Source organism: Pauljensenia sp. UMB9872, from assembly GCF_030212665.1.
Taxonomy (GTDB): domain Bacteria; phylum Actinomycetota; class Actinomycetes; order Actinomycetales; family Actinomycetaceae; genus Pauljensenia; species Pauljensenia turicensis_B.
This window is the reverse complement of sequence record NZ_JASOER010000002.1, coordinates 68,161-92,544: the sequence shown is the minus strand read 5'-3', so window position 1 is coordinate 92,544 and position 24,384 is coordinate 68,161. Positions and strand designations below refer to the sequence as shown.

Sequence of the window (24,384 nt, the reverse complement as noted above, 5' to 3'; positions counted from 1 at the left end):
TCCCAGTGTCTACTCAAGAAATCACCGCCGAAACGAAGGAGAAGGCGGCAAAGTCCTCGTGGCTCAAGCGGATCGACTTCGGTCAGTACGGCATCATGCTCGCACTGGTCGTCGTCATGATCTTCTTCGAGGCCATGACCGGAGGGCGCCTCTTGCGATCCGATAACGTCGCATCGCTCATCCAGCAGAACGCCTACGTCATCATCATGGCGATCGGCATGCTGATGATCATCGTCGCGGGCCACATCGACCTCTCGGTCGGCTCCCTCATCGCGTTCATCGGTGGCTTCCTCGGAATCGCCATGGCGAAGTGGGACATTCCGTGGGTCGTCGCGGTGCTCCTCGCCCTAGTTATCGGTCTCGTCGTCGGTGCGTGGCAGGGCTTCTGGGTAGCCTTCGTCGGCATCCCAGGCTTCATCGTTACCCTCGCAGGTATGCTCCTCTTCCGCGGTCTAGCGATCGTCATGGTCCCGCAGACGATCGCCCCGCTCCCCAGCGGATTCGTGAAGATCGCGAACGGAGGGATCCTCGGCTGGTTCGGCTTCGCGGGAGTCCTCGACGTCTTCACCCTCGTTGTTGGCGTCCTGCTGACGGCCATGTTCGTTTTCTCGCAGCTCCGTCGCCGCGCTTCGCTCATCAAGCACGGCCTCGAACCTGAGCCGATGTGGCTCGCCATCACGAAGATGGTCGTCATCGTAGCGTTCATCCTCGTGTTCACGTACATCCTCGCGGGTGCGGCGATCGGCTTCCCCTTCGTCCTCGTGATTTGTGGCGTCCTCGTCGTCGTTTACACCTTCATCCTCAACAAGACGACCTTTGGTCGCTACATCTATGCGGTCGGCGGCAACCGCGAGGCCGCCCGCCTCTCGGGTATCTCCGTCGAGTCCGTCAACTTCTGGATGTTCGTCAACATGGGATTCCTCGCCGCGATTGGCGCGATTGTCACGACGTCCCGCGCGGGCGCCGCAGTTTCCGCGGCTGGCCAGAACTACGAGATGGACGTCATCGCCGCCTGCTTCATCGGCGGCGCGGCGGTCTGGGGCGGCATCGGCCGCATCTCCGGAACGATCATCGGCGCGCTCTTCATGGGAGTCCTCAACATGGGCCTCTCGATCATGTCGGTCGACTCGGCCTGGCAGCAGGCGATCAAGGGCCTCGTCCTCCTCGGCGCGGTCGCTTTCGATCAGCTCAACAAGTCGCGTGCGGCCCGAACGGTCTAGTTGTACTTCCCCGTGAGGTTGTGAACGCGTTGTGCGGGGGTTTGGCCTTTGATGCCGGTGTGGGGTCGGTGGTGATTGTAGGTGTGGAGCCAGTGCGTGTAGGCGGCTTCGCGTTCGGTTTCGCTGGTGTAGGGGCGCGCGTAGGCCCATTCGGCGAGCAGGGTCCGGTTGAAGCGTTCGACCTTCCCGTTCGTTTGGGGGCGGTAGGGCCTGGTGTACCGGTGTTTCACCGCGTCTGTGAGCGCCCTGTTGAACACGTGCGACCGGTAGTAGGACCCGTTGTCGGTGAGCACTTCGCGCACACTGATCCCCGCTTCGGAGAAGAAAGCAGCCGCCCGCTTCCAAAAGCCCGCGGCCGTCGCCTTGGTCTCATCGTCGAGGATCTCGGAGTAGACCAGACGCGAGTAATCGTCGACCGCGTGGTGCAGGTACCGGTAGCCGCGCGCCCCTGAGGCTCCTGTCCTCGCGGCCCTGTCGCGGGCCGCACCCGCGGCGCGGTCCTGGGCCGATCCGCGACCGTGAACACGCCAGCCCCCGCCGTCGGGGATGCGGCCGAGCTTCTTGATGTCCACATGGACCAGATCACCCGGACGGGGCCTCTCGTAGCGCACCGGCCGGGGTTTGCGCACCGCGAGCCCTGTGGCCCGGTCGACGTGCGCGAGGAGCGGCATGTGGTAGCGGTTCAGGACCCGCCCGACCGTGGAGCGGGCCAAATGCAGGTGGTAGGCGATGCAGGCCCCAGTGGCGAGTGAAACGCAAGGCGATGATGCGCCGCTCGACGCGCTTGGGCAGGCGGGTGGGGCAGTGATTGGGGCGGGAGGACCGGTCGGAAAGGGGCGAGCCCGCCCGATACCGGTCCACCCACCGCTTGACCGTTGCCGGCGAGCATCCGAACCGTTCGGCGGCCCGGCGCATCGGCCACCCCTCATCAACCACCAAGGATGCCAGGCGGCGCCTTCCCTCCGGCGTCAACGGTGCATTAGCGTGTGTCACGAAGGCCTCCTTGTACAGGTTGCGAGTGTGGTAACCCACATCCTGCCAAGGAGGCCTTCACCTATCCACGCCGTTCACAACCTCCCGAGGAAGTACAGCTAGCCGGACCTGATCTTTACCGGCTCGTACTCTCGGCGTGGCTCGGCGGGCACGAGGGGTGTCGAGTGTGCGTTCCGGAGCGTGGGCGCGCGCGGATCGGCGGGGAGCTCCCACGGCCGCTCAGATTCTTGACGCGGGCTCAGGCGAATTCCGCTCCAAGATATCGAGGGCGACTTCATCTGTCGTGATGAGCGCGGAGATCACCCCGGATCGAGCGATCGACTCGATGGCTCGCGCCTTCCCGGGCAGGGGAAGAGCTCACCTGCTTTCTATTTCCGTTTCGAGTTGGGAAAAGGTTGAAGCGCAGCCGACACGGGACGCGTCGTTTCGGCCCAGTGCTGATACATTGCTCAGTTTCGTTGGTACGCGGTCTTCGTGATGGGATCCATGTCCAGGAGTGCTTCAGCGACCTCCGTTGTCGTCACAAGGTGGGTCGCCAAGCCCGATGAACACACGGAATGGATCGCGTGGACCTTCTCGATCTGTCCGGCGACAGCGACCACCATCGGAGTGGCGAGAAGCTGTTCGACGCTGACGGAGAGTCTGCATTCGTTGATCGGGGTATCCACATAGCGGCCCTTCGTGTCGAAGAAGAGACCGCCGAAGTCTGCGCAGGCGCCTTTGGAATCAAGGTCGAGCTGATCGGCAGTGCTGATGTGCTGAGCCAGTTGAGTCACGCGCGGACGCCATGACCCCACCGACAGGAAGGCCATATCGAGCTTCTCGTAGAGTGCGAGAACCTCGGTGACGGCCGGTTCTTGACGCAGGGCATGAACCACTGTTGCCGATGCGGAGAACAGGGGAGCAATTAGCGCTTTCGCGGTGGATCCGGAGCGACGGCTGATCGCTCCGATGATTTCGATCGGGGACTTCGATGGATCGTTGCCGACGACGCCGGTGAGTTGCACGAACTCCGTCGAGGGGAGCTCTCCCAGGTAGTCGGCGATCGGTAGCAGTGTTCGTCCCCAGGAGAATCCCACCCGTTGACCCATGCGCAAATGGGTCGTGAGGATCTCTGCGGCTGTCGCGCCGAGTGCCTGACGTTCTTTGACGATGTCGGACGAGGGGGGGACGAGTCGAACATGGGAGATGCCGAGATGCCCTTCGAGAGCGCTCGTGAGATCGGTCCTTTGTTCGTTGGGCGTGCGAATCGTGATGCGGACGATTCCTCGTTCGCAGGCCTCTTGAAGATGGCGAGCCACCTTGAAGCGCGAGATTCCGTAGTGGGCGGCGATCTCCACCTTGCTCATGTTGTCGAGGTAGAAGCTGCGTGCGATTCGAGCGAGGAGACCTTCGCGGTCGGGCTCTGTCGAGGGGGATACGTCGTCATAGGTCTCCATTGTCGCCGGCCCCTCTCCATAGATGCTCATATGAGCATATAAGAGAAGTGTTGCATTCACAAGTGAGTGGAGCTATCTTTAGTTCATCTGAGCGTAATGTAGCGCTCAAATGAGCAACTCTTGGAGGTGTGGCGATGTCGCGCATTGGCTGCGGAGTCGATTTCGGAACGGAGTCTGCCCGGGCTCTCCTGCTCGATCTCGAGACCGGAGACGAGATCGGAAGCGCCGTGTCCATGTACACCCACGGCGTCATGGATCGCGAACTGTGGGTCACAGGTGAGCCTCTCCCCCCTCAATGGGCGCTTCAGGACCCGGATGACTGGATGGATGCCCTCGCTGATTCGATTCAGGGCGCGGTTCGCGAGGCAGGCGTCGACGGCTCGGACATCGTTTCTTTGGGCATCGACACCACCGCGTGCACCGTCGTGCCCGCAAGGCGTGATCTGACCCCGCTTTCTCGTCTCGATGACCTACGAAAGAACCCCTGGGCCTGGGCGAGGCTGTGGAAGGATCATGCCTCCCAGGATTGCGCAGAGGACCTCAATAGGCGCTTCGCCGATACCCCGGATTTCCTTGAAGACTACGGAGGAGCGCTATCCCCCGAATGGATGCTGCCGAAGGCTCTGCTCATCCTGCGGTGTGCACCTGAAGTCTGGGATCGCGCGGAGCTTCTCATCGAACAGGAGGACTGGATCGTTTCACAGCTCGTCGGGCATGAAGTCCGAGGTCGGCACGTTGCTGGATACAAAGGGTCTTATCGCGTCGAAAGCGGGGGATACCCGGAAGCGACGGTCCTCGACGATGTCGAAGCAGGATTCTCAGGAGTCCTGGGGAGGCTCGGGCGTGACTTCCTCGATCCCGGCGACTTCGCGGGCGGACTCACGGGTGAATGGGCGGAGCGCCTCGGTCTGCGAACCGGCCTCCCCATCGCCATCGGCAATATGGATGCCCATGTCGCGCTGCTCGGCGTCGGTTGCACGAAACCCGGAACGCTCGTCGCAGTCATGGGAACCAGCGTGTGCGACCTCGTCATGCACGAGCGTCACGAAAGAGTCGCAGGAATCCAAGGTGTTGTTCGTGACGGCATCATTCCGGGTCACTGGGCGTATGAGGCGGGGCAGGCGGGCGTGGGCGACGCTTTCAGCTGGTTCGTCGACGTGCTGCGTTTGGCGCAGGTCGGCGGCGAGCCCGTTTCCCGTTCATCCCTATTCGCCCACCTGGAAGCCGAAGCGGAGAAGCTGGCGCCGGCCTCGACAGGCGTCGTCGCCCTTGACTGGTTGAACGGCAATCGGTCCGTCCTCATCAATGCGGATCTGTCCGGTGTCTTCGCGGGAATCACATTGACGACAAGCGTCGTCGATCTGTATCGCGCCCTCCTCGAGGGAGTGGCTTTCGGTCAACAGGTGATACTCGAAGCCTTCGAGGAATGCGGCATTGCGATCGAGCGGATCATCGCGTGCGGAGGACTGTCGAAGAAGAGCCCCCTCCTCATGCAGATCCTCGCAGATGTCACAGGGCGCGAGATCGAAGTCAGCGCATCCGCCAATACGCCGGCGCTCGGAGCGGCCCTCCACGGGGCCCTCGCCGCAGGTCTGATCGAGGACTGGGATCGAGCTGCGGCACTCGTCAGCGCTCCGTCTCGGATCTACACGCCCGATACCGAAGCGGTCGCGGCGTATGAACGGCTGCGCCAGAGCTGGCGCAGCGTGCATGACTGGTTCGGGGTCGAACACCCCGAACTCATGAAGGAGTGGAGGACTCTCCATCGTCAAGGGCGCGAGTGACAGTCGCTTCCACACAACACAGGTGAAAGGATAACCATGACTACGAAGAGGAAAGGCGCCGTCGCCTTCGTCTCCTTGGCGGCACTCGTCGCCTTGTCAGCATGCTCGACCACGGGCGCCCGTACCGCCGATTCAGGTGCGGAGTCCGGGGCGCCCGCCGCTTCGAGCGGGGACCGGAACATCGTCAACGTCGTGAAGCTGTCCGGCGGAGACTGGTTCAACCGAATGCAGGTCGGTAACGAAGAATACGCGGAAGAGCACGGCATCAGCGTCACTCAGACCGCCGGTGATGACGCCTCCGAGGAGAAGCAGATCGCGATCATCAACGATCTCATCGCCCAGAAGCCGTCCGCGATGACGATCGTCCCGAACTCCCCCGAATCCCTCGAGAACGTTATTCAGCGCGCGAAGCAGGCGGGGATCGTCATCGTCACGGGCGAAGCCGCCGGCATGAACGGCGTCGACGCCGACGTCGAGGCATTCGTCAACCAGGACTACGGCGCCCATCAGCTTGATCAGCTCGCCACCTGCATGGGCGATGCCGGTGGGCAATACGCACACTTCGTCGGCTCGCTCACCGTCAAGTCGCACAACGAATGGGCCGATGGAGCCACCGAGCACCTCAAGGACTACCCGAACATCACGAGCATCGGGGAGAGGGTCTCTTCGGATGAATCCCAGGAGACCGCCTATCAGCGGACCAAGGAGATTCTGGCGCGCTATCCCGACATCAAGGGCTTCATCGGTTCGGCGTCCACCGATGTCGCTGGTATCGGTCGTGCCATTCAGGAAGCTGGGAAGCAGGATCAGACTTGCGTCGTCGGCACCTCGACTCCGGCGATCGTCGGCTCCCTCATTGATGACGGTTCGGTCGATGTGATCACCGGATGGGATCCCGCCCTCCAGGGCAAGGCGATGCTCGCAGCCGCCGAGATCATTCTCGATGGAGGATCAATCGTGGACGGCGCCGATCTGGGGGTTCCGGGCTACGAGAAGGTCACGCAGGACAAGGAGTCACCGACGACCTTCTACGGCAACGCCTGGATCGACATCACCAAGGAAACGACCAAGGACTACCCGTTCTGACGGGCGTCCTTGAGCGGGGTCGGGGCGGTGCCAGCACTGCCCCGACCCTCGATGAAGGGGAGGTAGGCATGTCTCAAGCCGTTCTCGAGGCCAAGGGCATCACGAAGAGATACGGGGGTGTCACTGCACTCGACGACGTATCGATCGCGATTCGCAGGGGGGAGGTCCTCTGCCTCGCCGGAACCAACGGATGCGGGAAGTCGACGCTCATCAAGATACTGTCAGGAGTTGAGCATCCGAGCGAAGGGCGCGTTCTCCTGGACGGCGCGGATGTCACCGGCCTTGGCGCGCTCGACGCGATACGCCTCGGAATCCAAGTGATTTTCCAAGACATGTCGGTCTTTCCCAACCTCACCGTCGCCGAGAACATTTGCTTCGGCGAACGGGTTGCGGAGGGGAGACGCACTCGCCAGCCTCGGATCGATCACGAGACGGCGAAGAGGGTTCTGAACGAACTCGGTGTCGAGATGGATCTGGATGCTGAGCTCAAGGACCTCACTGTTGCCGACCGGCAGATCGTCGCGATCGCTCGCGCTCTCGCCCGCGACGTCAAGGTCCTCTTCATGGATGAGCCGACGACTGCCCTGACCTGGAAAGAGGTTCAGGTCCTCTTCGGCATCGTCGCCAAACTGCGTGACCAGGGAGTCGCCATCGTCTTCGTCTCTCATAAGACTGATGAGGTGCTTTCCGTTTCGGATCGGATCGTCGTGATGCGCAACGGAAAAGTCGTGGCGGACAGTCCGAGCGATCGATTCACGCCCGACCTGCTCGCAGAGTCGCTTCTCGGTTATGTCGCGACTGAGGAACGCCGCGTCAGCGCGTTGGCTCCCGACGAACCGGAAGTCTTGAGTGTCGATTCGTTGAGTGCCCATCGTCTCTTTGAAGACGTCTCCTTCCACGTCAAGAAGGGGGAGATCGTCGGTATCACCGGTCTGCTCGGCTCAGGTCGTTCCGAAATCGCTGAAGCTGTCGTCGGCAAGATTCGTACGGATCGAGGAAGCGTGAGCGTAGGAGGGGAGGTAGTCCGATTCCGAGGCTCAGCCGCAGCTCTCGATGCAGGGATCGCCTACGTTCCGCCGGATCGTTTGACCCAAGGAGTCTTCCTGAAGCAGTCGATCCTCAATAATGTCATCGCCTCGACTCTTGCGTCGCTCTCCTCCGCACTGGGTTGGATCCGCTGGAACCGTGCGCGCGAGCTCGTGGACCAACAGATCGAGGAGCTCGGTATCAAAGTCGGATCGCCGAAGGACCCCGTCTCGTCCCTCTCCGGAGGGAATCAGCAGAAGGTCGTTCTCGCGAAGTGCTTCGCGACGAACCCGAGGGTCCTCATTCTCAACGGTCCGACAGTCGGAGTCGACATCGGCGCCAAAGCCACAATCATGGACATTCTCCGGGAACGCGCGGCTTCGGGAATGGGCGTCCTACTCATATCGGATGACATCCCCGAGCTCGTTTCGGTCTGTCACCGTGTTCTCGTCATGCGACGCGGACGGCTCGTCGATGAACTCGCCGGAGATGAGGTCACGACGGACCGCGTCGAGGAGGTGTTTCAAGCAGAATGAAGTCAGGCTTCAGCATTCGTTCCCTGCGGGGCAGGAACAACGAGGGGATTCTTCTTCTCGTCATTATCGTGATCCTCGTCGGCATGGCGGTGATCTCACCCGGACAGATGAGTCTCTCTTTCGCAGGGGACATCATCAGGTCGGGAATCGTCACGATGGCCCTCGCCCTGGGGCTCCTCCCCGTCATCATCTCGGGTGGAATGGACGTCTCCTTCACGGCGATCGCCGTCTTCTCCGGTTACACGGTGGTCACCGTGATGAATTCCAGCGGAGTGGACGGCCGAGTCTGGCCGTTCCTCGCCGCTGCAGGTCTGGGCGGAGTGCTCGGTCTCCTCAATGCGCTTCTCGTCGCTCGTTATCGCATTGAGACGCTCGTCGCGACTCTCGGCACTCAGGTCATTATCCGAGGAGCGCTCCTCGCCTTCATCGGATCCACTTACCTGGCGACATTACCGACACTGTTCGATTCCGTCGGAGCCACGAGTGTGCTGAGCCTAGGGGGATCCCCTATCAACGTCACCGTTCTCGTCGTGCTCGGCGTCGCGGCGCTCGTCGCCCTCCTCTTGAGTCGAACGACATTCGGGCGCTCGATCTACGCCATCGGCGGGGATCGGGAAGCGGCACGCAGGATCGGCATCCAAGTCGCACGCGTACAAGTGGGGATCTACGTTCTTGCGGGCGTGCTGGCGGGCCTCGGCGGCATGGTCCACATGGTCGTGTCGCGCCACGCATCGCCGTTCGAACTTGTTGGAACGGAGATGAACGTCATCGCCGCCGTCGTGATCGGTGGTGCTCTTGATTCCGGGGGCCGCGGGTCCGTACGGGGAACCTTCCTGGGTGTTCTCCTCATCTCCTTGACGCAGAACTCGCTCGTACGTCTCGGGGTATCGAGCTACTGGCAGAGCTTCGTCATTGGCTTCGTCATTCTCCTGGGCGTAGCGGTTCAGGCGCGGTCTGCGCTTCTTGCCGTTCGTCGCCCGCAGATCCTCGAGGAGGCAGGTGCGTAATGCTCACCTCTCAAGTTCTTCACCGCATGCCGCGTTTCGGCTACTCCGCCGGGCTCCTGGGAGTGGCCGGGGTTCTCGCGATCGCATTTTCATTGGCGGCTCCGGCGACCTTCTTTTCGTCGCTGAATCTCGCTTCCATCGCCTACGCGGTGCCGGAGATCGCATTGATGGCTCTCGCGATCTCAGTGGCGATGACTACTGCAGGGATCGACCTGTCGACGGTGACCGTCGCGAATCTATCGGCTCTGCTCGTCCTCTTCCTGTCTGATGCGCTGGTCGATGCGGAATTCCCATCGATTGTTGCGACTCTGATCGCCGTCGGTGCGGCGCTCGTCGTCGGGGTAGTCGCAGGAGCGATCAATGGTCTCTTGGTTGCGAAAGTGAGAATCGCTCCGATTCTCGCCACATTGGCAACCCAGCAGATCTTCCTCGGTCTCGCCATCGCTTTGACGAAGGGAAAGCCCCTTTACGGGGGCACCCCTGAACTCGATGTTCTCGGAATAGGAACTCTGGCGGGCATTCCCTTCCTGTTCTGGGTATTCCTCGTCGTCGTCGTCTTCGTCGCCCTGCTCATGGGGCGCACCTCCTTCGGCGTACGGGCAGTGATGCTCGGCGAGAATCCCGTAGCCACTGACTATTCGGGAATCTCCAGGGTAGGTGTGACCGTGCAGACCTATGTCCTGTGCGGGGTCCTTTCGTCGCTCGCAGGAGTGTTCATGGCCGCTAGAACAGCTTCAGCCTCTGCGGGCTACGGCGGCTCCTATCTCATGCTTGCGATCACTATCGCCGTTCTCGGCGGCGTTAATCCCTTCGGCGGACGAGTGGCGATTCCCGGTGCCGCTATCGCTGCCGTCATCCTCCAGATGATCTCCTCCGGGCTCAATGCACTCGGCTATTCGGCGTACATCTATCAGATCGTCCAAGGCCTGATTCTCGTGTCCGTCTTCGTCGTCCAGTGGGAGGTGAAGCACCGAGCTGAACGTGTTTCGCGGGACAAGGGACGACACGGGGTCCCGCGCAATCGAGTCGCCGCTTTTGCATGAAGGAGTGAACGACAGCTGAGAGTCGGGCCGTATCAATCGCACGGCCTCTACTCAGGTCGGGTATGAGCCCGACCAATCGTGTTCTGGCCGTGATAGGTCGGGGAAAGGAGTCGGACATGAGTGCCGATAAGGAACTACTTGAAGCGTGCCGATCGTTGATCATGCGAGAAGCCGAAGATGTTGCGCACACGGCGGCGAGCCTCGATGAGGACTTCGTCGCGGTGGCAGAGGCGATTCTTTCAACGGAGGGGAAAGTGGTGTGCACGGGATCGGGCACTTCAGGCACGATCGCTCGGCGCATGGCTCATCTCTTCAATGTCACCGGCACGCCTGCGCTGTACCAGAATCCCGCAGACGGTCTCCACGGCAGTCTGGGGGTCGTAACAGGGAGAGACCTCGTCATCGCGATCTCCAAGGGCGGAGAATCCGACGAGCTATCGGAATTCGTCGATCGCTCGAAGCATCGGGGCGCGAAGATCGTTGTTCTCACGTGCTACCCGGAGTCGACCCTGGAGCGAATGGCTGATCTCGTGTGCGTTACCCCGTTCATGTCGGGGGATCCGGAAGGCGTGCTCGCCATGGGGTCGACTCTGTCCAACTGTGCATGGGGGGATGCGATGGCGATGTACGTTCGCGGGCGTCGCGGCTTCGGTTGGGAGGAAGTGCTCTACCTGCACCCCAGCGGCAAGGTCGGCAAGGATACCGAGGAGACGCTTGCGCGCCTGTCTCAACAGGAGTGAGTGCTGACCGGAAAATACTCAGCGATGGGGGCGGTCCGCGTCGGCGGACCGCCCCCATCAATATTCGAATTGCCCTCAATGAATCGATGAGAATCCTGATGTTGAACCTGACTCGTGCAACTTAAGTGACCCATATCTATGGTGTGGAGTCGATGTGGAGGCTGGTGAGAATTCTTTGGGCGGTGTTGTTGTGGTGCAGGCTGTGGGGCATGCGTTTGGTTCATGGTGAAGCGCCCCGGGTTTTGTTCCTCGGTTGTTGTGAGAGGATTTCGCATGCCAAGGAACTATCCGAGAGAGTTTCAGGATCGGGCTGTACGCCTTGTTGAGGATCGGCTTCGGGATGATCCTGGAGTGTCTGAGACAAGCGTGATTGCTGATACGGCGATGAAGTTGGGAACGTCGAGGGAGTCACTTCGACGGTGGGTAATGCGGGCGCGCGTGGATGCGGGAGTTCGTCCTGGGGTTTCCACTGAGGAAAGCGTCGAACTCAAGCGCTTGCGTCGGGAGAACGCAGAGCTACGGCGGACGAACGAGATTTTGAAGTTGGCGTCGGCTTTTTTCGCGTCCGAACTCGACCCCCAACGTCGGAAATGATTGCCTTCATTGACGCATATCGTGATCGTTTCAGTGTTGAGTTCATCTGTCAGACGTTGAACCGTGAGCGCGCGGGCGGTTTTCTGTCCTCGCGGGGCTACCGAGCCGCAAATACGCGAGCCCCATCCGCGCGATCGTTCAATGACGCCGTCCTTACAGGCGAGATCGCCGCGATTTTCGAGGCGAACTATCGGGTGTATGGGGTGCGCAAGATGTGGCATGCCCTCAAGCGTGCTGGTTGGACTGTGGGGCGTGAGCAGGTCGCACGCCTCATGCGGACAGCGCGAATCCGTGGTGTGCGCAGGGGCCGGGCCCCGATCACTACCCGCAAGGGTAGACAGGCAGACACGCGCGCGGATCTGGTCAACCGCCAGTTCACAGCTGATCGGCCGAATCGTCTGTGGGTCGCGGACATGACGTACGTGCGAACGAAGGTCGGGTTTGTGTACACCGCGTTCGTGACCGATGTGTTTTCCCGCAAGATCGTGGGCTGGTCCACGCGCTCGTCCATGAAGACCGAAGCTTTGCCGCTCGAAGCCCCAGAGTCAACTCACTCAATAGAATTCGTCCAACTCACGCAACGAAAGCCGTCCAACTCACGCAATCACTTACACTGTTCCTCAAGATTCAGGGAAAGGTAAGTAGATGGCGGACTACATTCCTCGCTTCGTCGATCAACAGCTTCGTCGATCGCTAGAAACCAGCGGAGCCGTCCTCATCGCCGGACCCAAGTGGTGTGGTAAGACCTCGACCGCTCGGGAAGCCGCCGCATCGGTCGTCTACTTGCAGGATCCCGACACCTCGAGCTCTTACCGGCAGCTGGCGGAGGCTGGCGACTCGAGTGGGGAGATCTCCCTGAGGGCTCTATTCGATGGCGAGGGCGACGTCGCGGCCATCGCCCCGCTCGACGTCGAAAGGATTGTCGAACTTCTGTGTAGGGGAGGGTGGCCTCAGGCAGTCACTGCGGCGACTGCTGATGTCGGGCGGCGTGCACGCACCTATGTCGAGGGGCTCATCGGTTCGGATGCTGCGCGCATGGATGGCGTGAACCGCAATGCGACTCGAATGCGCGCCCTTATGAGGGCGTATGCTCGGCGTGTCTCGACCGAGGCGGCGCAGACGACGATCGCGGCCGACCTCGCGGTCAATGATGAGGCGATGTCGCCGAACACCGTGAGTGACTATCTCGATGCTCTCACTCGCGCGTATGTGATCGAGGACCTCGCCGCATGGAATCCAGCGCTACGCTCGAAAACCGCCGTGCGTACGAGTCCGACCCGTCACTTCTCGGATCCGTCGATCGGAGTGGCGCTCATGCGCGCGACTCCCGCGGCGCTGCTGAAGGACATGGAGACCTTCGGCCTCCAGTTCGAATCCCTGTGCGTTCACGACCTTCGGGTGTACGCGGAATACAACGACGGCGAAGTATTCCACTATCGCGATAAAACGGGACTTGAAGCCGATGCGGTGATCGTCCTTGCCGATGGGCGTTGGGCCCCGATCGAAGTGAAGCTCGGCGGTTCGCAAATCGATGAGGCGGTGAGGCATCTGTCCGCCCTACGCGATCGCGTTGACACGCAGCGGATGGGCGAGCCGTCATTCCTCGCCGTGCTTACCGCAGGTCGAACCGCATATCGAAGGGACGACGGTGTCCTCGTCGTCCCTCTCGCGTGCCTGACTGCATGACTGTTGCATCCTTCCGTTGCGTGTTCGATGCCGGAAGACCCGGGGTATGAAGCGTCTCAGCCGATCCGCTCGGCCGTGATCCGGTGCCGGACCTCGTAGGTCCGCCCGGCCTCGAAGTCGACGGCGGTCGAGTATCCGGCCTTCGCCAGTGGGTTGTCGTCGGCAGAGACACCCTGCCCAAAGTCGAAGGCCGAGGTGATTGGCTCGACCCCGAGGCAGAGGTTCATCCCACCCAGGGCAGCCCCTTGCGCCCGCGGTTGGACATCCACAGCATCGCGCTCTTGAGATACGTCGGATCCCATTCGACGCCGACGCGGTACCCCTCCGCCTCGTTGACGAGGACGACCCGAGGCTCCTTCGGCCCGGCGATGAGGACGATCTCGTCGACCTCGACGCCGAGCGGGACCCGAGTGAGGTCGATGGTCGATCCGTCGGAGCGGGGAGCGGCGGCGAGATCCTCGAAGACAGCGCCGACCTCGAGGACGGAGGTGCCCGAATCGATGGGGAGCGCCCAGTAGGCGTCGCACTCCGGGGCCTCGATGCGCGCCGCGGATGCCGACGTGCAGGCCACGGACGCCGTGAAGCTCACGACCGCTGACGGATCCTTCCGGATCCCGCGCTCCGGCGGTGAAGTCGACGGCCGTTCAGGCCCTGGCAGCAGACATGCTGGATGCCGTTGTGGAACTGCCTGAGCCCGGCGAATACGTTGCTCTCGGTGCAGCGAAGCAGGCGGCGAAGGTTCTGGCGTCCCACTCGCTGGACTCAATGCATTGAGGTTTTTCTATGGGAGGTTTTGCAGGTCTTGATTCTGCGTACTTTCTGCGCGTCTATGTCGCGTTTCTGTTTCCCGTTTGGGCAACGCAGGCACGACATGTTGCTGTGATGCTAATGAGGACAGTGTCAGCTCTCAGTATTGATTGCTTACAAACTGTCAAGTTCTTGAAGAGTGGGACATTAGACCTAATTTTACGCAAGTAAAGAATTGGTCAAAAACTTGTTTTTCCTGATGGTGCAGTTTTTGTTATCAAGTTGTAGCTTGAAAATGTTTGCAGGGTGTTGTGTTTGTCTCTTTATCCAAGTATGTTTTCTTTTGTAACAAAACAAGTGCTTTGTGATCCTTGATCACGAAATGCGCTAGCCCAAGGTCGCAAAGTAGCGACGATTCGCGATCTGACGTGAAGCAACGTGGAATTGAGAACGGGGGAGACAGTGAAGTTCACCAACGGATACTGGCTGAAGAAGGATGGATGGAACGTTCAGCATCCTCGTGAGATCCAAAGCATCGTCCCTGTCGGTAATGGAGTTCGTGTCTTCGCGCCGACGCGTCATATTGCATTTAAAGGTGCGGAACTAGACGGAAGTCAGCTGACAATTACTCTTGAGCCAGCGGGTGAGGGAATTCTTCGTGTCCGTTTAGAGCACTTCCGTGGTTATTGCGAGTTGGCTCCGAATTTTGCCCTTGCTCCTCTCGAAGGTGATGGAACCGTCGCCATTGATTCAGCGAAGAAGAGTGCTGTTGTTACGTCTGGCTTACTGCGTGCAGAAATTGGCGGTGAAGACCATTTCGAGCTCCGGTTCTATGATGGAGATCGTGAGATTACATCATCGATCCTGAAGTCGATGGGAATTGCTATATCCCCCGAGGGTGAGAAGTTCATTCATGAACAGTTAGTCATCCAACCAGGCGAATCAATTTTTGGTCTTGGTGAACATTTTGGACCTGTCGTAAAAAATGGGCAGGTTGTTGATATGTGGAATGCGGACGGTGGAACCGCTTCCGAACAGGCCTATAAGAATGTACCTTTCTATTTTTCTGATCGTGGCTATGGTGTTTTTGTTAACCACCCCGAAAAGGTCTCTTACGAAATTGGATCCGAAGTTAACACGCGTGTTCAGTTCTCTGTCCCAGGTAACGTGCTTGAGTACTTTGTTATTGCTGGACCGACGCCGAAGGATGTTCTTCGTCGATACACATCGATGACGGGACGTGCTCCACAGGTCCCTGCATGGAGCTACGGACTTTGGCTTTCGACGTCCTTCAAGACAGACTATTCGGAAGAAACAGTTAACGGCTTGCTGGATCAGATGGAAGAACGTGGCATCCCGATGAGCGTTCTTCACTTTGACTGCTATTGGATGCGTCCCAGTCATTGGTGTGATTTCGTCTGGGATCCCGAACTTTTCACTCATCCTGAAGAGATGCTTACGCGTTACCACAACCGTGGTATCAAAATTTGCGTTTGGATTAACCCATACATCGCACAGCAGTCTCACCTCTTTGAAGAGGGGAAAGAACATGGTTATCTTCTTCATGCGCTTGACGGTTCTGTAAGGCAGTGGGACCACTGGCAATCTGGAATGGGATGGGTTGACTTTACAAACCCTGAAGCGACCATCTGGTACAAGAATGAGCTGAAGAAGCTACTGCGTCAGGGCGTTGATTGCTTTAAGACGGATTTCGGTGAACGGGTACCTACTGACGTCATCTGGTTTGACGGCTCGGATCCGCAACGGATGCACAATTACTACACGTACCTTTACAACCAGGCGGTGTATGAAGCAATTGCTGAAGAACGTGGCGAAGAAGAGGCAATCGTTTTTGCCCGGAGTGGAACCGCAGGATCGCAGTCATTCCCAGTTCATTGGGGTGGCGATTCTGAGCCGACATTTGTGTCGATGGGTGAAACTCTGAGAGGTGGCTTGTCTCTCGGAATGTCTGGTTTCGGATACTGGAGTCACGATATGGGTGGTTTCGAAGGCAAGCCGGATCCGAAAGTATTCATCCGATGGTTCCCGTTTGGAATGTTGTCTTCGCATTCACGATTGCACGGTTCAGATTCGTACCGGACACCGTGGATCTATGGCGATGAAGCAGTTAGAACGGCGCAACGTTTCGTCGCTCTAAAGAATCGCTTGATGCCCTATGTGCTTCAGGTTGCTCGTGAAGTTACCTCTGACGGAATTCCTGTCATGAGGCACATGATTCTTGAACATCCGAAGGACCGTACGTCAGCCCATGTGGATACCCAATATTATTTCGGATCCAAGATGATTGTTGCACCCGTTTTTTCTCAATCAGACGAGGTTGAATACTATCTGCCGACGGATGGTTGGACGAACCTTCTCGACGGTTCACGTCGTGAGCGTGCCGGATGGTACTCAGAAACACACGCATTGGATTCGCTTCCGATCATGATTCCTGACGGGACGGTACTTCCGCTGGGTGAGCACTCAGAACAGACCGTCTACAACTGGGCAGATAACGTATGTCTGTATTTGTTCGGGCTGGTTCCAGGCGAACAAACGGTAACTGTTCCATCGTTAGAGAGCGATGTTACGTTCAACGTCACTGTTACAGAATCGAAGGTCACTATTACTTCTGATTCCGGTTTTCCTTGGTCTGTTCAGGTAGTTGCGCCACTCAAGAGTATTGAGATCGCAACTGGCTCTCAGGAACCTATGAATTTCACTGACCTTGCGTCGGGAGAACGCATCATCGCCGATGCGAACGCTGTTGAGTTCACCTATTCGTTGATCGCGGCGAAGTGAATTGATCAGAAACCACAACACACAGAGATGAGATTTCAAAGGAGAGACGACATGTCGATGTCACGTAACATGCGAAAGAATGTAGCCGTTGTCAGCGCGCTGACTTTGGCGGGAGCACTCGCAGCATGTTCAACAGGTTCGGGAGATTCCGCCACAAGTGGTTCGAGCGATGCCAGCGGTGATCGGGTTACGATCGAAGTCTGGGACTACGAGGGTCAGGGCGTATCCAATGACGCAATGAACGCTGCAGTTGCAGCATTCGAAGCAGCAAATCCGGGCATTAAGGTCAATCGCACCTCGTTCGCATTTGGCGACCTGTCAAAGTCAATTGTCCAAGGTGGCGTTGGTGGCGAGGTCCCAGATGTCGCGATTATCGATACCGTTGACAATCAGAATTTTGCTTCCCTTGGTCTGCTTGCGGACATCACTGATGCCACTGCAGATATGAAGGACGAATTCTATGAGGGTCCTTGGAGTTCCACCCAGCTTGATGGCAAGACTTATGGTCTGCCAATGAATTCGAATAACCTTGCTCTCTTCTACAACAAGACGATGTTTGAAGCTGCAGGAATCACTGCTGCTCCGACCACATGGGATGAACTGGCGACTACAGCTAAGGCTCTGGCTACCGACGGCAAGGCTGGTCTTGCAATTTCTGGTGTGAAGAACGAACAGGGAACCTTCCAAGTTCTTCCGTTCGTTTGGCAGACCGGTGGTGACGTTGAGAACTATGACGTTGCTGGCGCCGAGGCGTTGACCTATCTGAAGGGTCTGATTGACTCTGGTGCAGTGAGCTCGGCAGTTGCTAACTACACGCAGGAAGATGCACGTACCCAATTCACTACCAGCCAAACTGCAATGATGGTGAATGGTCCGTGGGAAATATCCAACCTTGCTGATGTTGACTTCGAGTGGGATGTTGCTCCTCTGCCGGTTGGTAAGGAAGCAGCAACTGGTATGGGTGGTGAAAACATCGTCCTATTCCAAGAAGCAAAGAACGCTGAAGCTGGTCTGAAGTTCGTTGAGTTCATGGCTTCTCATGATGGTGTTCAGACCTTCTGTGACGTTTCGGGTCAGCTTTCTCCGCGCCCCGACCTTGATGGAAAGCTCAAGCTTTCATCCGATCCGAAGATGCAGGTCTTCGAGAAGCAGATGGAGATCACCCACGCGCGTGCCTACGGTGCTCAGTACGCAAAAATCTCTGAGGCGATCCAGCTGTCCATTCAGGAAGCTTTGACGGGTGCTAAGACTCCGGATGCTGCGGCAAAGGATGCATTCGCTACGATCCAGCCACTGTTGCCGACTGAGTGAAATCATGACAGCAACGCTCAGCTCTGATGCTGAGCAGCATGAGAAGCCGAGGCGACGCAAGCGTTCTCAGAACGAGATTCGCACTCGCCGTCTCGGCCTTCTCTTGGCTGCTCCAGCAATCGTTTATGTACTGGTTTTCCTCGCGTTTCCGCTGCTCTATAACTTGTTCTTGAGTGTTACGGACGCCAACGGGGCGAACCTGATTTCTCAGACGTTCTCTTTTAACAATTTTGAGAATTACTCTGTCGTTATCAATGACCCGGCTTTTTGGAATGCGCTGAAACTGTCCGTCATCTTCACGGTGTCGTGTCTCTTCTTCCAGTACACGATCGGTTTCGCTTTGGCGTTGTTCTTCCGCCGTCCGTTCCCGGGCAATGGAATTATCCGTGCTCTTCTGCTTGTGGGATGGATTTTGCCCCCTGTTGTTACAGGCACCATTTTCAAGTGGATTTTTGACTCGGATTACGGTGTTCTCAACTACTTCTTGTTATCCATGGGGATCATCGATGAACCAGTGAAATGGTTGACTGTCGGGTCAACTGCGATGTTCGCTGTTGTTGTTGCCAACCTATGGATCGGCATCCCGTTCAATCTGCTTCTGCTTCTTTCGGGATTGCATACCATCGACGATGGTCTGTACGAAGCTGCTGCGGTGGATGGTGCCAGCAAGTGGCGTCAGTTTGTTTCAATTACCTTCCCCTTGATGCAACCAGTTTCAATCTCTGTTTTGTTGCTTGGTGTGATTAACACATACAAGGTCTTTGACCTTATCTACACCATGACAAAGGGTGGTCCTGTTGATTCAACGACGACGTTGCCGATCTACTCTTACCTCGAGACATTCAAGGTCTTTGAATTCGGAAACGGTGCGGCTGCTTCTGCGTTGACGTTGCTTCTTCCACTGGCTTTGTCCTGGTTCTATGTGAAGAGCTTGAACGAGGAGGATCTCAAGTGAGTTTAGTGAATAAGAAGTTTCGGCGCGTCCAAGTCTTGAAGTCAGTATGCGGTTGGCTGATTGCGATTGTCTATCTTTTCCCGGTGTATTGGATGATCAATACAGCATTGAAGACTGGGCAAGAGATGTTCCAGAATCCGCCGACGATGTATCCCCACAATCTGTATCTTGGTTCGTTTCAGTCCGTGTTTTCTGGTCAGTACGGCATCGGAACAGCATTTGTTAACTCACTGATAATTTCAGTGTCTGTATTGGCTCTGACGTTGCTGATTGCAGTTCCTGTTTCTTACGCAGTGGCTCGAATGCGCGGTGTGATTACAACCTCGATGATGGTCATGCTGACGGTGGTTCAGTTGCTTCCTGCCATTGCAATCTCGATTCCGATGTTCGTGATGTTCCGTCAGGTTGGACTGAATAACACGTTCTACTCGATTGTGCTTGCTGACATTTCTGTGACGCTACCGTTTGCAGTGATCTTGTTGCGCCCTTACTTTAAGCAGTTCCCGTATGAGGTTGAAGAGGCAGCCAAGCTTGATGGTCTGAGCACTATCCAGACGATCGTCCGGATTATCATTCCTACGATTCGACCGGGCATCATCATGATTTCGTCTTTCGCTTTTCTTATGGCGTGGGGTGAATTCACATTTGCCTTGACACTCTCGACGAAGCAGGAGATTCAGCCGTTGACGGTTGCATTGAATCGAATCATTGGTCAATATGGTACGAACTGGAATGATCTGATGGCAGTAGCCACAATCATTGCTTTACCTGTTCTGATTCTGTTCATTCTGTTGCAACGCTACATTGTTGCGGGTCTTGCAGGTGGTGCAACCAAGGGCTGACAGAGCGCGAGGTGTAACTCTCGATTGTCCATACGGCGCGAGGCTTCAAGTGGGGGCTTGAAGCCTCGCGCTTTTGCTTGTGTTGGGTCAAATGCAGGTCGGATATCTGCTAAACAGGTATGAGGAATCGTTTTACCCCATTGCCGGCGTTTGCCAAAGATGGCACGCTACGGGGGATTGCACACGCAGGAGTACGCATGTCGACCTTCTTCGACCTTGACCGGGACCAGTTGGAAACCTATCGCCCCGATAGTTTCGAGCCCGCAGACTTCGATGAATTTTGGGCGGTGACTCTTGAAGAGAATCCTTTCGACCCGAGGTCCGTGCAGATCGAAGAGGTCACCGATCTGGTGGTGAAGACTCACCGAGTCTTCGACGTGACCTTCGGCGGGTACGCGGGCGATCCGATCAAGGCGTGGCTGACAATTCCTGCAACGGCTCAGCCCGGCGAAGAATTGCCCACCATTGTCGAGTTCCGCGGATACGGCGGTGGACGAGGCCTCCCGTACGAGCACCTCGGCTGGGCGGGCGCGGGCTTTGCGCACCTAGTTATGGACAATCGTGGCCAAGGTGGAAACTGGGGGACAGGGGCGGACACCGTCGATCCGCATCCTCTGGGCGTTGGCCAGTTCGGACTCATGACACGCGGAATCGAAGACCCTCACGACTACTACTTCCGTCGGATCTATATCGACGCGCACCACGCGGTTGAGGCTGCTGCGCACCTTCCGCACTGCGACGAGAAGCGGATCATTGTCACCGGGCAAAGTCAGGGTGGCACACTGTCCGTTGTGGCCGGCGTTCTGAACCCGCGTGTTTTGGCTACGATGCCCGACGTTGCGTGGATGGCCGACTTCCGCCGTGCGGTCGGATTAAGCGAACACACGCCCTATCAGGAAGTCGTCCGCTACCTGTCCGTGTTCCGTGGCCGTGACGAGATGGTGTTTGAGACCCTCGCCTACTTCGACATTGTGTCGCTAGGGAAGCGTGCGACGATTCCCGCGTTGTTCTCGACCGGGCTCATGGATATCTGTTGCCCGCCGTCGACGGTGTATGCAACGAAGAACTGGTGGGGGGAAAAGCTGGTTGAGGCTGGCGGACAGCGACCGAGTGCCCAGATTGATGCACACGCATTCAACGAGCATGAGGGTGGTGGCCTGTATCAGTGGCACCGTCAGGTGTTGTGGGTGAAAGACTTCTTGGGGGAATTCTGAGTGACGTTAAGGGCAACCGCGCTGAGAAAACAACGGTGCCCCTACTACTAGGCCTCAGATGCGTTCGGCACTGATGCGGTGAGTAATCGTGTAGGTCTGACCTGCCTTTAAATCGATCGCGGTGGCATATCCGGCTTCCGTCAGAGGGCTGGTCGCTGCCGAAATGCCTTCACCGAAGTCGAATGCCGAGGTAATCGGTTCGACGCCTAGGCAGAGGTTGGTTCCTCCCCACGGAGCACCTTTACGACCGTGGTTGGAGATCCAGAACATGACGTTATTCAACAGGGTGCGATCCCATTCAAGGGTGGCCTTGTATCCTTCAGCATCGTTGACCACGGTGACTCGCCCGTCCTTGGGACCCGCGGTTAGAACGATTTCGTCAACCTCTTCGGTTAGGGGAAGGCGAGTCAGATCGATCGTGCCACCGTCGGCTCGAGGTGCCTTAGCAAGGTTGCTGAAACGCGCACCACGTTCAAGAACCGTCGTTCCCGAGTCGGCTGGGAAAGCCCAGAACCCATCGGCTTCGCCGAGCTCGATGTGAGCATCTCCCGGGTTCTCAGGAAGACGGAAGATAGGATGCAGACCAAGTGGCAGGCGAGCATCGGCGCGCATGATGATCGAGTCTTCGAATTCAACAGCACCTTCAACGCAGGTCACGCGACGTTCCACGCGCTTCACCGGGTCGTCGTCGGCGTAGTCCAGGCTGAGTACGGCAGAGTCGGCTTCCAGCGCCTCGACATTCCAACGCAGGTTTGCGGAGGGGCCGTGAATCCAGGGGCTGGCACCGTTGTGACCATTACGCCATCCCTCGGGTAGTTCTTCAGCAGTTTCGGGTGCGGCGCCGAAAGGGACGCAGAGGAAGTCGCCACGAAGCTTGTCCAAAATCGGGGCCTCAGGGAAACCTTCCCACGTGGCAACGTATGAGGGAGTGAACTCTTTATCCGTTCCTGCCTCAAAAAGTGCGGTCGTCATCGCGCCCTGAATTTGGATAGTTGCGCGAACTTTACCAGTGCCAATCGAAACGCTCATCTGGACTCCTTTGTCAGTTTTCTTTAGGACAGTTCCTGTTCTCAGCCTAGTCAATTCCGCTCTCACAACAGGCAATACACGTTATTGTTAGTTGTTAACAGTAATGATGCTGTTTGTCCGTACTATCCCAGTGCTGGCACCTGCTCACCCAAGGAAACGCCGTGAAATTCGTCCTCGCACCCGACTCTTTCAAAGAGAACATGACTGCATTGGAAGCAGTAACGGCAATGGAAACGGGAATCCATGACGTGTACCCCGATGCCGGTTGCGTGCGCGTCCCCATGTCCGACGGCGGTGAAGGCTTCGTTGAAGCCGTTGCAACCGCGTGGGGAGCTCGCCGAATCACGGTCGACAGCATGGATGCCCTGGGCAGGCCGATTCTATCCGAATACGCGCTCGCGGACGGGCGGGCCGTCCTCGATATTGCGTCGTGTGCGGGAATCGAACTGGTAGCTCCCCACGAACGCAATGTCGCCGAATCCAATACTGCTGGCCTCGGTATGATTATTCGCGACGCCCTGTCGCGTGGCGCACGCGAACTGTTGATCGGAATCGGTGGGTCTGCCACAAATGACGCTGGCATTGGAATGCTTGTTGAGCTCGGTGCGCGTCTTCTCGATGTGGATGGTGCAGAGCTTGCTCCGAAGCTAGAAAACCTCGACCAAGTAGCGAGTGTTGACACGTCTGCCTTGGACGCGTTGCTGGACGGACTGAGCGTCAAGGTCGCTTGCGACGTGACCAACCCGCTGAACGGGCCTGAAGGCGCCACCGCAGTCTTTGGTCCACAAAAGGGAGTCCAGCCTGAACAGGTCGAATACTTCGATTCCCTCCACCTACATTTCGCCACCGTCAGTGGTCACGGAGACGACGCGCTTCTGCCGGGCTCGGGCGCCGCAGGTGGCCTTGGTTTTGCGCTACGTGCCTTCCTCCATGCGGAGTTGACGCCTGGAATTGACCTTGTCGCCGACGCGGTCGGCTTAGCCGATGCAGTGCAGGGAGCCGACTGGGTGTTCACAGGTGAAGGCTCGGTCGACTCTCAGACGATCAACGGTAAGACCCCCGCTGGCGTCACAGCGATCGCGCGCGCTGCCGGTGTCCCCGTTATGATCTTCGCTGGCCGAATTAAAGAAGGTGCTGAAATCCTTCTTGAGCACGGCGTTTCCAAGATTGTGAAGGTCGGCGATCCGGCTGAGCCACTCGAAGAAGCACTGAAGAACGGTCAAAAGAACCTGCGCGCCGCGGTTGTGAGTGTGCTGAGCGCTGAGTGATTCGGGCTTCGTAAGGAGTACGACTCAGTAGAGATCCCGGCCTCGTGAATTGGGTACGAGGCCGGGATCTTCTGCCATCTTTCATCTCGGATCTGGCCCGAGTGTTGGGGTGTTTGGCCGGTGGTGGCTTTTAATTGTGTGAGACGACGTTTTTCCAGTTGAAAGCCTGTTTGTATCGCCTATATGACCGCGTGCTCGGCGTGAAGCTCGAGGTTCGGCGAGTACCTCGTTGCTGGGCGCGTACTTCAATTCCTGTTGATACTCCGTCATTAAATCCGTAAAATATTACGTACTTACTTCAAGGGGGCAGGTATGTCGACGGTGATAATGGCACGACCGACGTTCAGTGTGGATCAAATGATTAGCGCAACGGATGCTTCTAAGAAATTCGCAGAGGTTCGCCGGCGTGCAAAAAATGGAGCTCAATTCGTGACCGACCATAATGCTGTCGATTCCGTCATTCTGTCGTACGAAGACTACGAATCAATGTACGCGGAGCTGGAAAAGCTACGTGAAATAGTCTTCTTGCAACGCGTCGCCACACGGTTGGGGCTAGGGGATATTGATCCGAATCGTCGTCGACTCAGCATGCGCGAGGGAATGGGTGAGGACCTCTATCGCGAATTCCAGTCCTATGACGCTGACATGATCCCAGATGAAGAACTCTTCGAATGAGTGAGCGTTTCACCTTAGCTTTCTACAACAAGGAAAGCGCTAAAGAATACGCGAATCTCGACGGGTTGCAACGGGTCCTTGTAGGTGTGGCGTTGAAGAAGCTTGCTCAGCGTGCTGACCAGTTGGGGACTCCGCTTGAAAAAGAATTGGCGGGATGTCGCAAGCTGAAGTGGCGCAAAGCCGGTCTCCGAATGGTTTACCGCATCGTTGATGAAACAACCGTTGAGATTGTTGAAATCATCGCCATTGGCCGGCGCGACAAAGAACGTGTCTATCGACAGGCTGGCCGTAGATTGGCGCTTCCGCCTGAGCACATCGGACTACGCGGAAGATAGGGGCTCAGTAGAGATCCCGGCCTCGTGAATTGGGTACGAGGCCGGGATCTTC

At 57.8% G+C, this 24,384-nt stretch carries 22 protein-coding genes and 2 pseudogenes; 19 read left to right on the top strand and 5 right to left on the bottom strand.

Annotated features, from left to right (window positions below):
• The first annotated feature begins 5 nt into the window (after nt 1-5).
• Nucleotides 6-1,220 (top strand): multiple monosaccharide ABC transporter permease, encoded by a 1,215-nt coding sequence (gene mmsB, locus QP109_RS01580; RefSeq protein ID WP_285022907.1) that lies wholly within the window; start codon nt 6-8, stop codon nt 1,218-1,220.
• On the opposite strand, the pseudogene QP109_RS01575 reads toward mmsB, so the two are convergent.
• Nucleotides 1,217-2,213, bottom strand: a pseudogene (locus QP109_RS01575) (IS481 family transposase). The gene mmsB and the pseudogene QP109_RS01575 sit on opposite strands and share 4 nt — an antisense overlap.
• 449 nt (nt 2,214-2,662) lie before the next feature.
• Nucleotides 2,663-3,682, bottom strand: coding sequence for a sugar-binding transcriptional regulator (locus QP109_RS01570; protein WP_270771778.1), 1,020 nt, complete (start codon nt 3,680-3,682; stop codon nt 2,663-2,665).
• A 104-nt stretch (nt 3,683-3,786) separates the two neighbouring features.
• Between QP109_RS01570 and QP109_RS01565 the strand changes: the two genes are divergently transcribed.
• The 9 genes and pseudogenes from QP109_RS01565 (at nt 3,787) to QP109_RS01530 (ending at nt 13,154) form a co-directional block, all read left to right on the top strand.
• Nucleotides 3,787-5,436: a ribulokinase gene (locus QP109_RS01565; RefSeq protein WP_270771776.1), complete on the top strand. Its 1,650-nt coding sequence runs from the start codon at nt 3,787-3,789 to the stop codon at nt 5,434-5,436.
• A gap of 36 nt (nt 5,437-5,472) precedes the next feature.
• Complete coding sequence (locus QP109_RS01560; protein ID WP_006680568.1) at nt 5,473-6,522, top strand: substrate-binding domain-containing protein; 1,050 nt, start codon at nt 5,473-5,475, stop codon at nt 6,520-6,522.
• Between the two features lie 68 nt (nt 6,523-6,590).
• Nucleotides 6,591-8,084 (top strand): sugar ABC transporter ATP-binding protein, encoded by a 1,494-nt coding sequence (locus QP109_RS01555; protein ID WP_006680567.1) that lies wholly within the window; start codon nt 6,591-6,593, stop codon nt 8,082-8,084.
• Nucleotides 8,081-9,091, top strand: a complete 1,011-nt coding sequence (locus QP109_RS01550) for an ABC transporter permease (protein WP_006680566.1) — start codon at nt 8,081-8,083, stop codon at nt 9,089-9,091. The genes QP109_RS01555 and QP109_RS01550 overlap by 4 nt, the downstream gene beginning before the upstream one ends.
• Nucleotides 9,091-10,134: an ABC transporter permease gene (locus tag QP109_RS01545; RefSeq protein WP_285022904.1), complete on the top strand. Its 1,044-nt coding sequence runs from the start codon at nt 9,091-9,093 to the stop codon at nt 10,132-10,134. Before QP109_RS01550 ends, QP109_RS01545 begins: the two co-directional genes overlap by 1 nt.
• A gap of 116 nt (nt 10,135-10,250) precedes the next feature.
• The gene (locus QP109_RS01540; RefSeq protein WP_179370075.1) at nt 10,251-10,874 is read left to right on the top strand and encodes a KpsF/GutQ family sugar-phosphate isomerase; all 624 of its coding nucleotides are present in this window, start codon (nt 10,251-10,253) and stop codon (nt 10,872-10,874) included.
• Nucleotides 10,875-11,096: 222 nt separating this feature from the next.
• Nucleotides 11,097-11,468 (top strand): transposase, encoded by a 372-nt coding sequence (locus QP109_RS01535; RefSeq protein WP_350224311.1) that lies wholly within the window; start codon nt 11,097-11,099, stop codon nt 11,466-11,468.
• Nucleotides 11,465-12,013 (top strand): annotated as a pseudogene (locus QP109_RS09265) (IS3 family transposase); the annotation flags it as partial. The gene QP109_RS01535 and the pseudogene QP109_RS09265, both read left to right, overlap by 4 nt.
• 100 nt (nt 12,014-12,113) lie before the next feature.
• Nucleotides 12,114-13,154, top strand: a complete 1,041-nt coding sequence (locus QP109_RS01530; RefSeq protein WP_285022901.1) for an ATP-binding protein — start codon at nt 12,114-12,116, stop codon at nt 13,152-13,154.
• Between the two features lie 56 nt (nt 13,155-13,210).
• Here QP109_RS01530 and QP109_RS01525 read toward each other — a convergent pair whose 3' ends face one another.
• The gene (locus tag QP109_RS01525; protein ID WP_285022900.1) at nt 13,211-13,381 is read right to left on the bottom strand and encodes a hypothetical protein; all 171 of its coding nucleotides are present in this window, start codon (nt 13,379-13,381) and stop codon (nt 13,211-13,213) included.
• Nucleotides 13,378-13,743 (bottom strand): hypothetical protein, encoded by a 366-nt coding sequence (locus QP109_RS01520; protein WP_285022898.1) that lies wholly within the window; start codon nt 13,741-13,743, stop codon nt 13,378-13,380. The genes QP109_RS01525 and QP109_RS01520 overlap by 4 nt, the downstream gene beginning before the upstream one ends.
• Before the next feature lie 38 nt (nt 13,744-13,781).
• Here QP109_RS01520 and QP109_RS01515 point away from each other — a divergent pair, with 38 nt between their 5' ends.
• The 6 genes from QP109_RS01515 to QP109_RS01490 all read left to right on the top strand — a co-directional run bounded on the left by QP109_RS01515 (nt 13,782) and on the right by QP109_RS01490 (nt 21,025).
• The gene (locus tag QP109_RS01515) at nt 13,782-13,928 is read left to right on the top strand and encodes a hypothetical protein (RefSeq protein WP_285022896.1); all 147 of its coding nucleotides are present in this window, start codon (nt 13,782-13,784) and stop codon (nt 13,926-13,928) included.
• 435 nt (nt 13,929-14,363) lie between these two features.
• Nucleotides 14,364-16,703: an alpha-xylosidase gene (gene yicI / locus QP109_RS01510; protein WP_285022895.1), complete on the top strand. Its 2,340-nt coding sequence runs from the start codon at nt 14,364-14,366 to the stop codon at nt 16,701-16,703.
• A gap of 51 nt (nt 16,704-16,754) precedes the next feature.
• Nucleotides 16,755-18,014 (top strand): ABC transporter substrate-binding protein, encoded by a 1,260-nt coding sequence (locus tag QP109_RS01505; protein ID WP_270771759.1) that lies wholly within the window; start codon nt 16,755-16,757, stop codon nt 18,012-18,014.
• Nucleotides 18,015-18,018: 4 nt separating this feature from the next.
• On the top strand, nt 18,019-18,969 hold the full coding sequence (locus QP109_RS01500; RefSeq protein WP_285022893.1) for a carbohydrate ABC transporter permease: 951 nt from the start codon (nt 18,019-18,021) through the stop codon (nt 18,967-18,969).
• The gene (locus QP109_RS01495; RefSeq protein WP_285022891.1) at nt 18,966-19,811 is read left to right on the top strand and encodes a carbohydrate ABC transporter permease; all 846 of its coding nucleotides are present in this window, start codon (nt 18,966-18,968) and stop codon (nt 19,809-19,811) included. Before QP109_RS01500 ends, QP109_RS01495 begins: the two co-directional genes overlap by 4 nt.
• Before the next feature lie 197 nt (nt 19,812-20,008).
• Nucleotides 20,009-21,025 carry an acetylxylan esterase gene (locus tag QP109_RS01490; RefSeq protein WP_285022890.1) on the top strand — a complete coding sequence of 339 codons (1,017 nt, stop codon included), beginning with the start codon at nt 20,009-20,011 and terminating at the stop codon, nt 21,023-21,025.
• A 54-nt stretch (nt 21,026-21,079) separates the two neighbouring features.
• On the opposite strand, the gene QP109_RS01485 is transcribed toward QP109_RS01490, so the two are convergent.
• Entirely contained in the window at nt 21,080-22,054 is a 975-nt protein-coding gene (locus QP109_RS01485; RefSeq protein WP_285022888.1) for an aldose epimerase family protein, read from the bottom strand.
• Between the two features lie 161 nt (nt 22,055-22,215).
• Between QP109_RS01485 and QP109_RS01480 the strand changes: the two genes are divergently transcribed.
• From QP109_RS01480 to QP109_RS01470, 3 genes are all read left to right on the top strand, one after another.
• Nucleotides 22,216-23,322: a glycerate kinase gene (locus QP109_RS01480; protein ID WP_285022887.1), complete on the top strand. Its 1,107-nt coding sequence runs from the start codon at nt 22,216-22,218 to the stop codon at nt 23,320-23,322.
• A gap of 312 nt (nt 23,323-23,634) precedes the next feature.
• On the top strand, nt 23,635-23,997 hold the full coding sequence (locus QP109_RS01475; RefSeq protein ID WP_285022886.1) for a type II toxin-antitoxin system prevent-host-death family antitoxin: 363 nt from the start codon (nt 23,635-23,637) through the stop codon (nt 23,995-23,997).
• Complete coding sequence (locus QP109_RS01470; RefSeq protein WP_285022885.1) at nt 23,994-24,332, top strand: hypothetical protein; 339 nt, start codon at nt 23,994-23,996, stop codon at nt 24,330-24,332. The genes QP109_RS01475 and QP109_RS01470 overlap by 4 nt, the downstream gene beginning before the upstream one ends.
• The last annotated feature ends 52 nt before the right edge of the window (nt 24,333-24,384 follow it).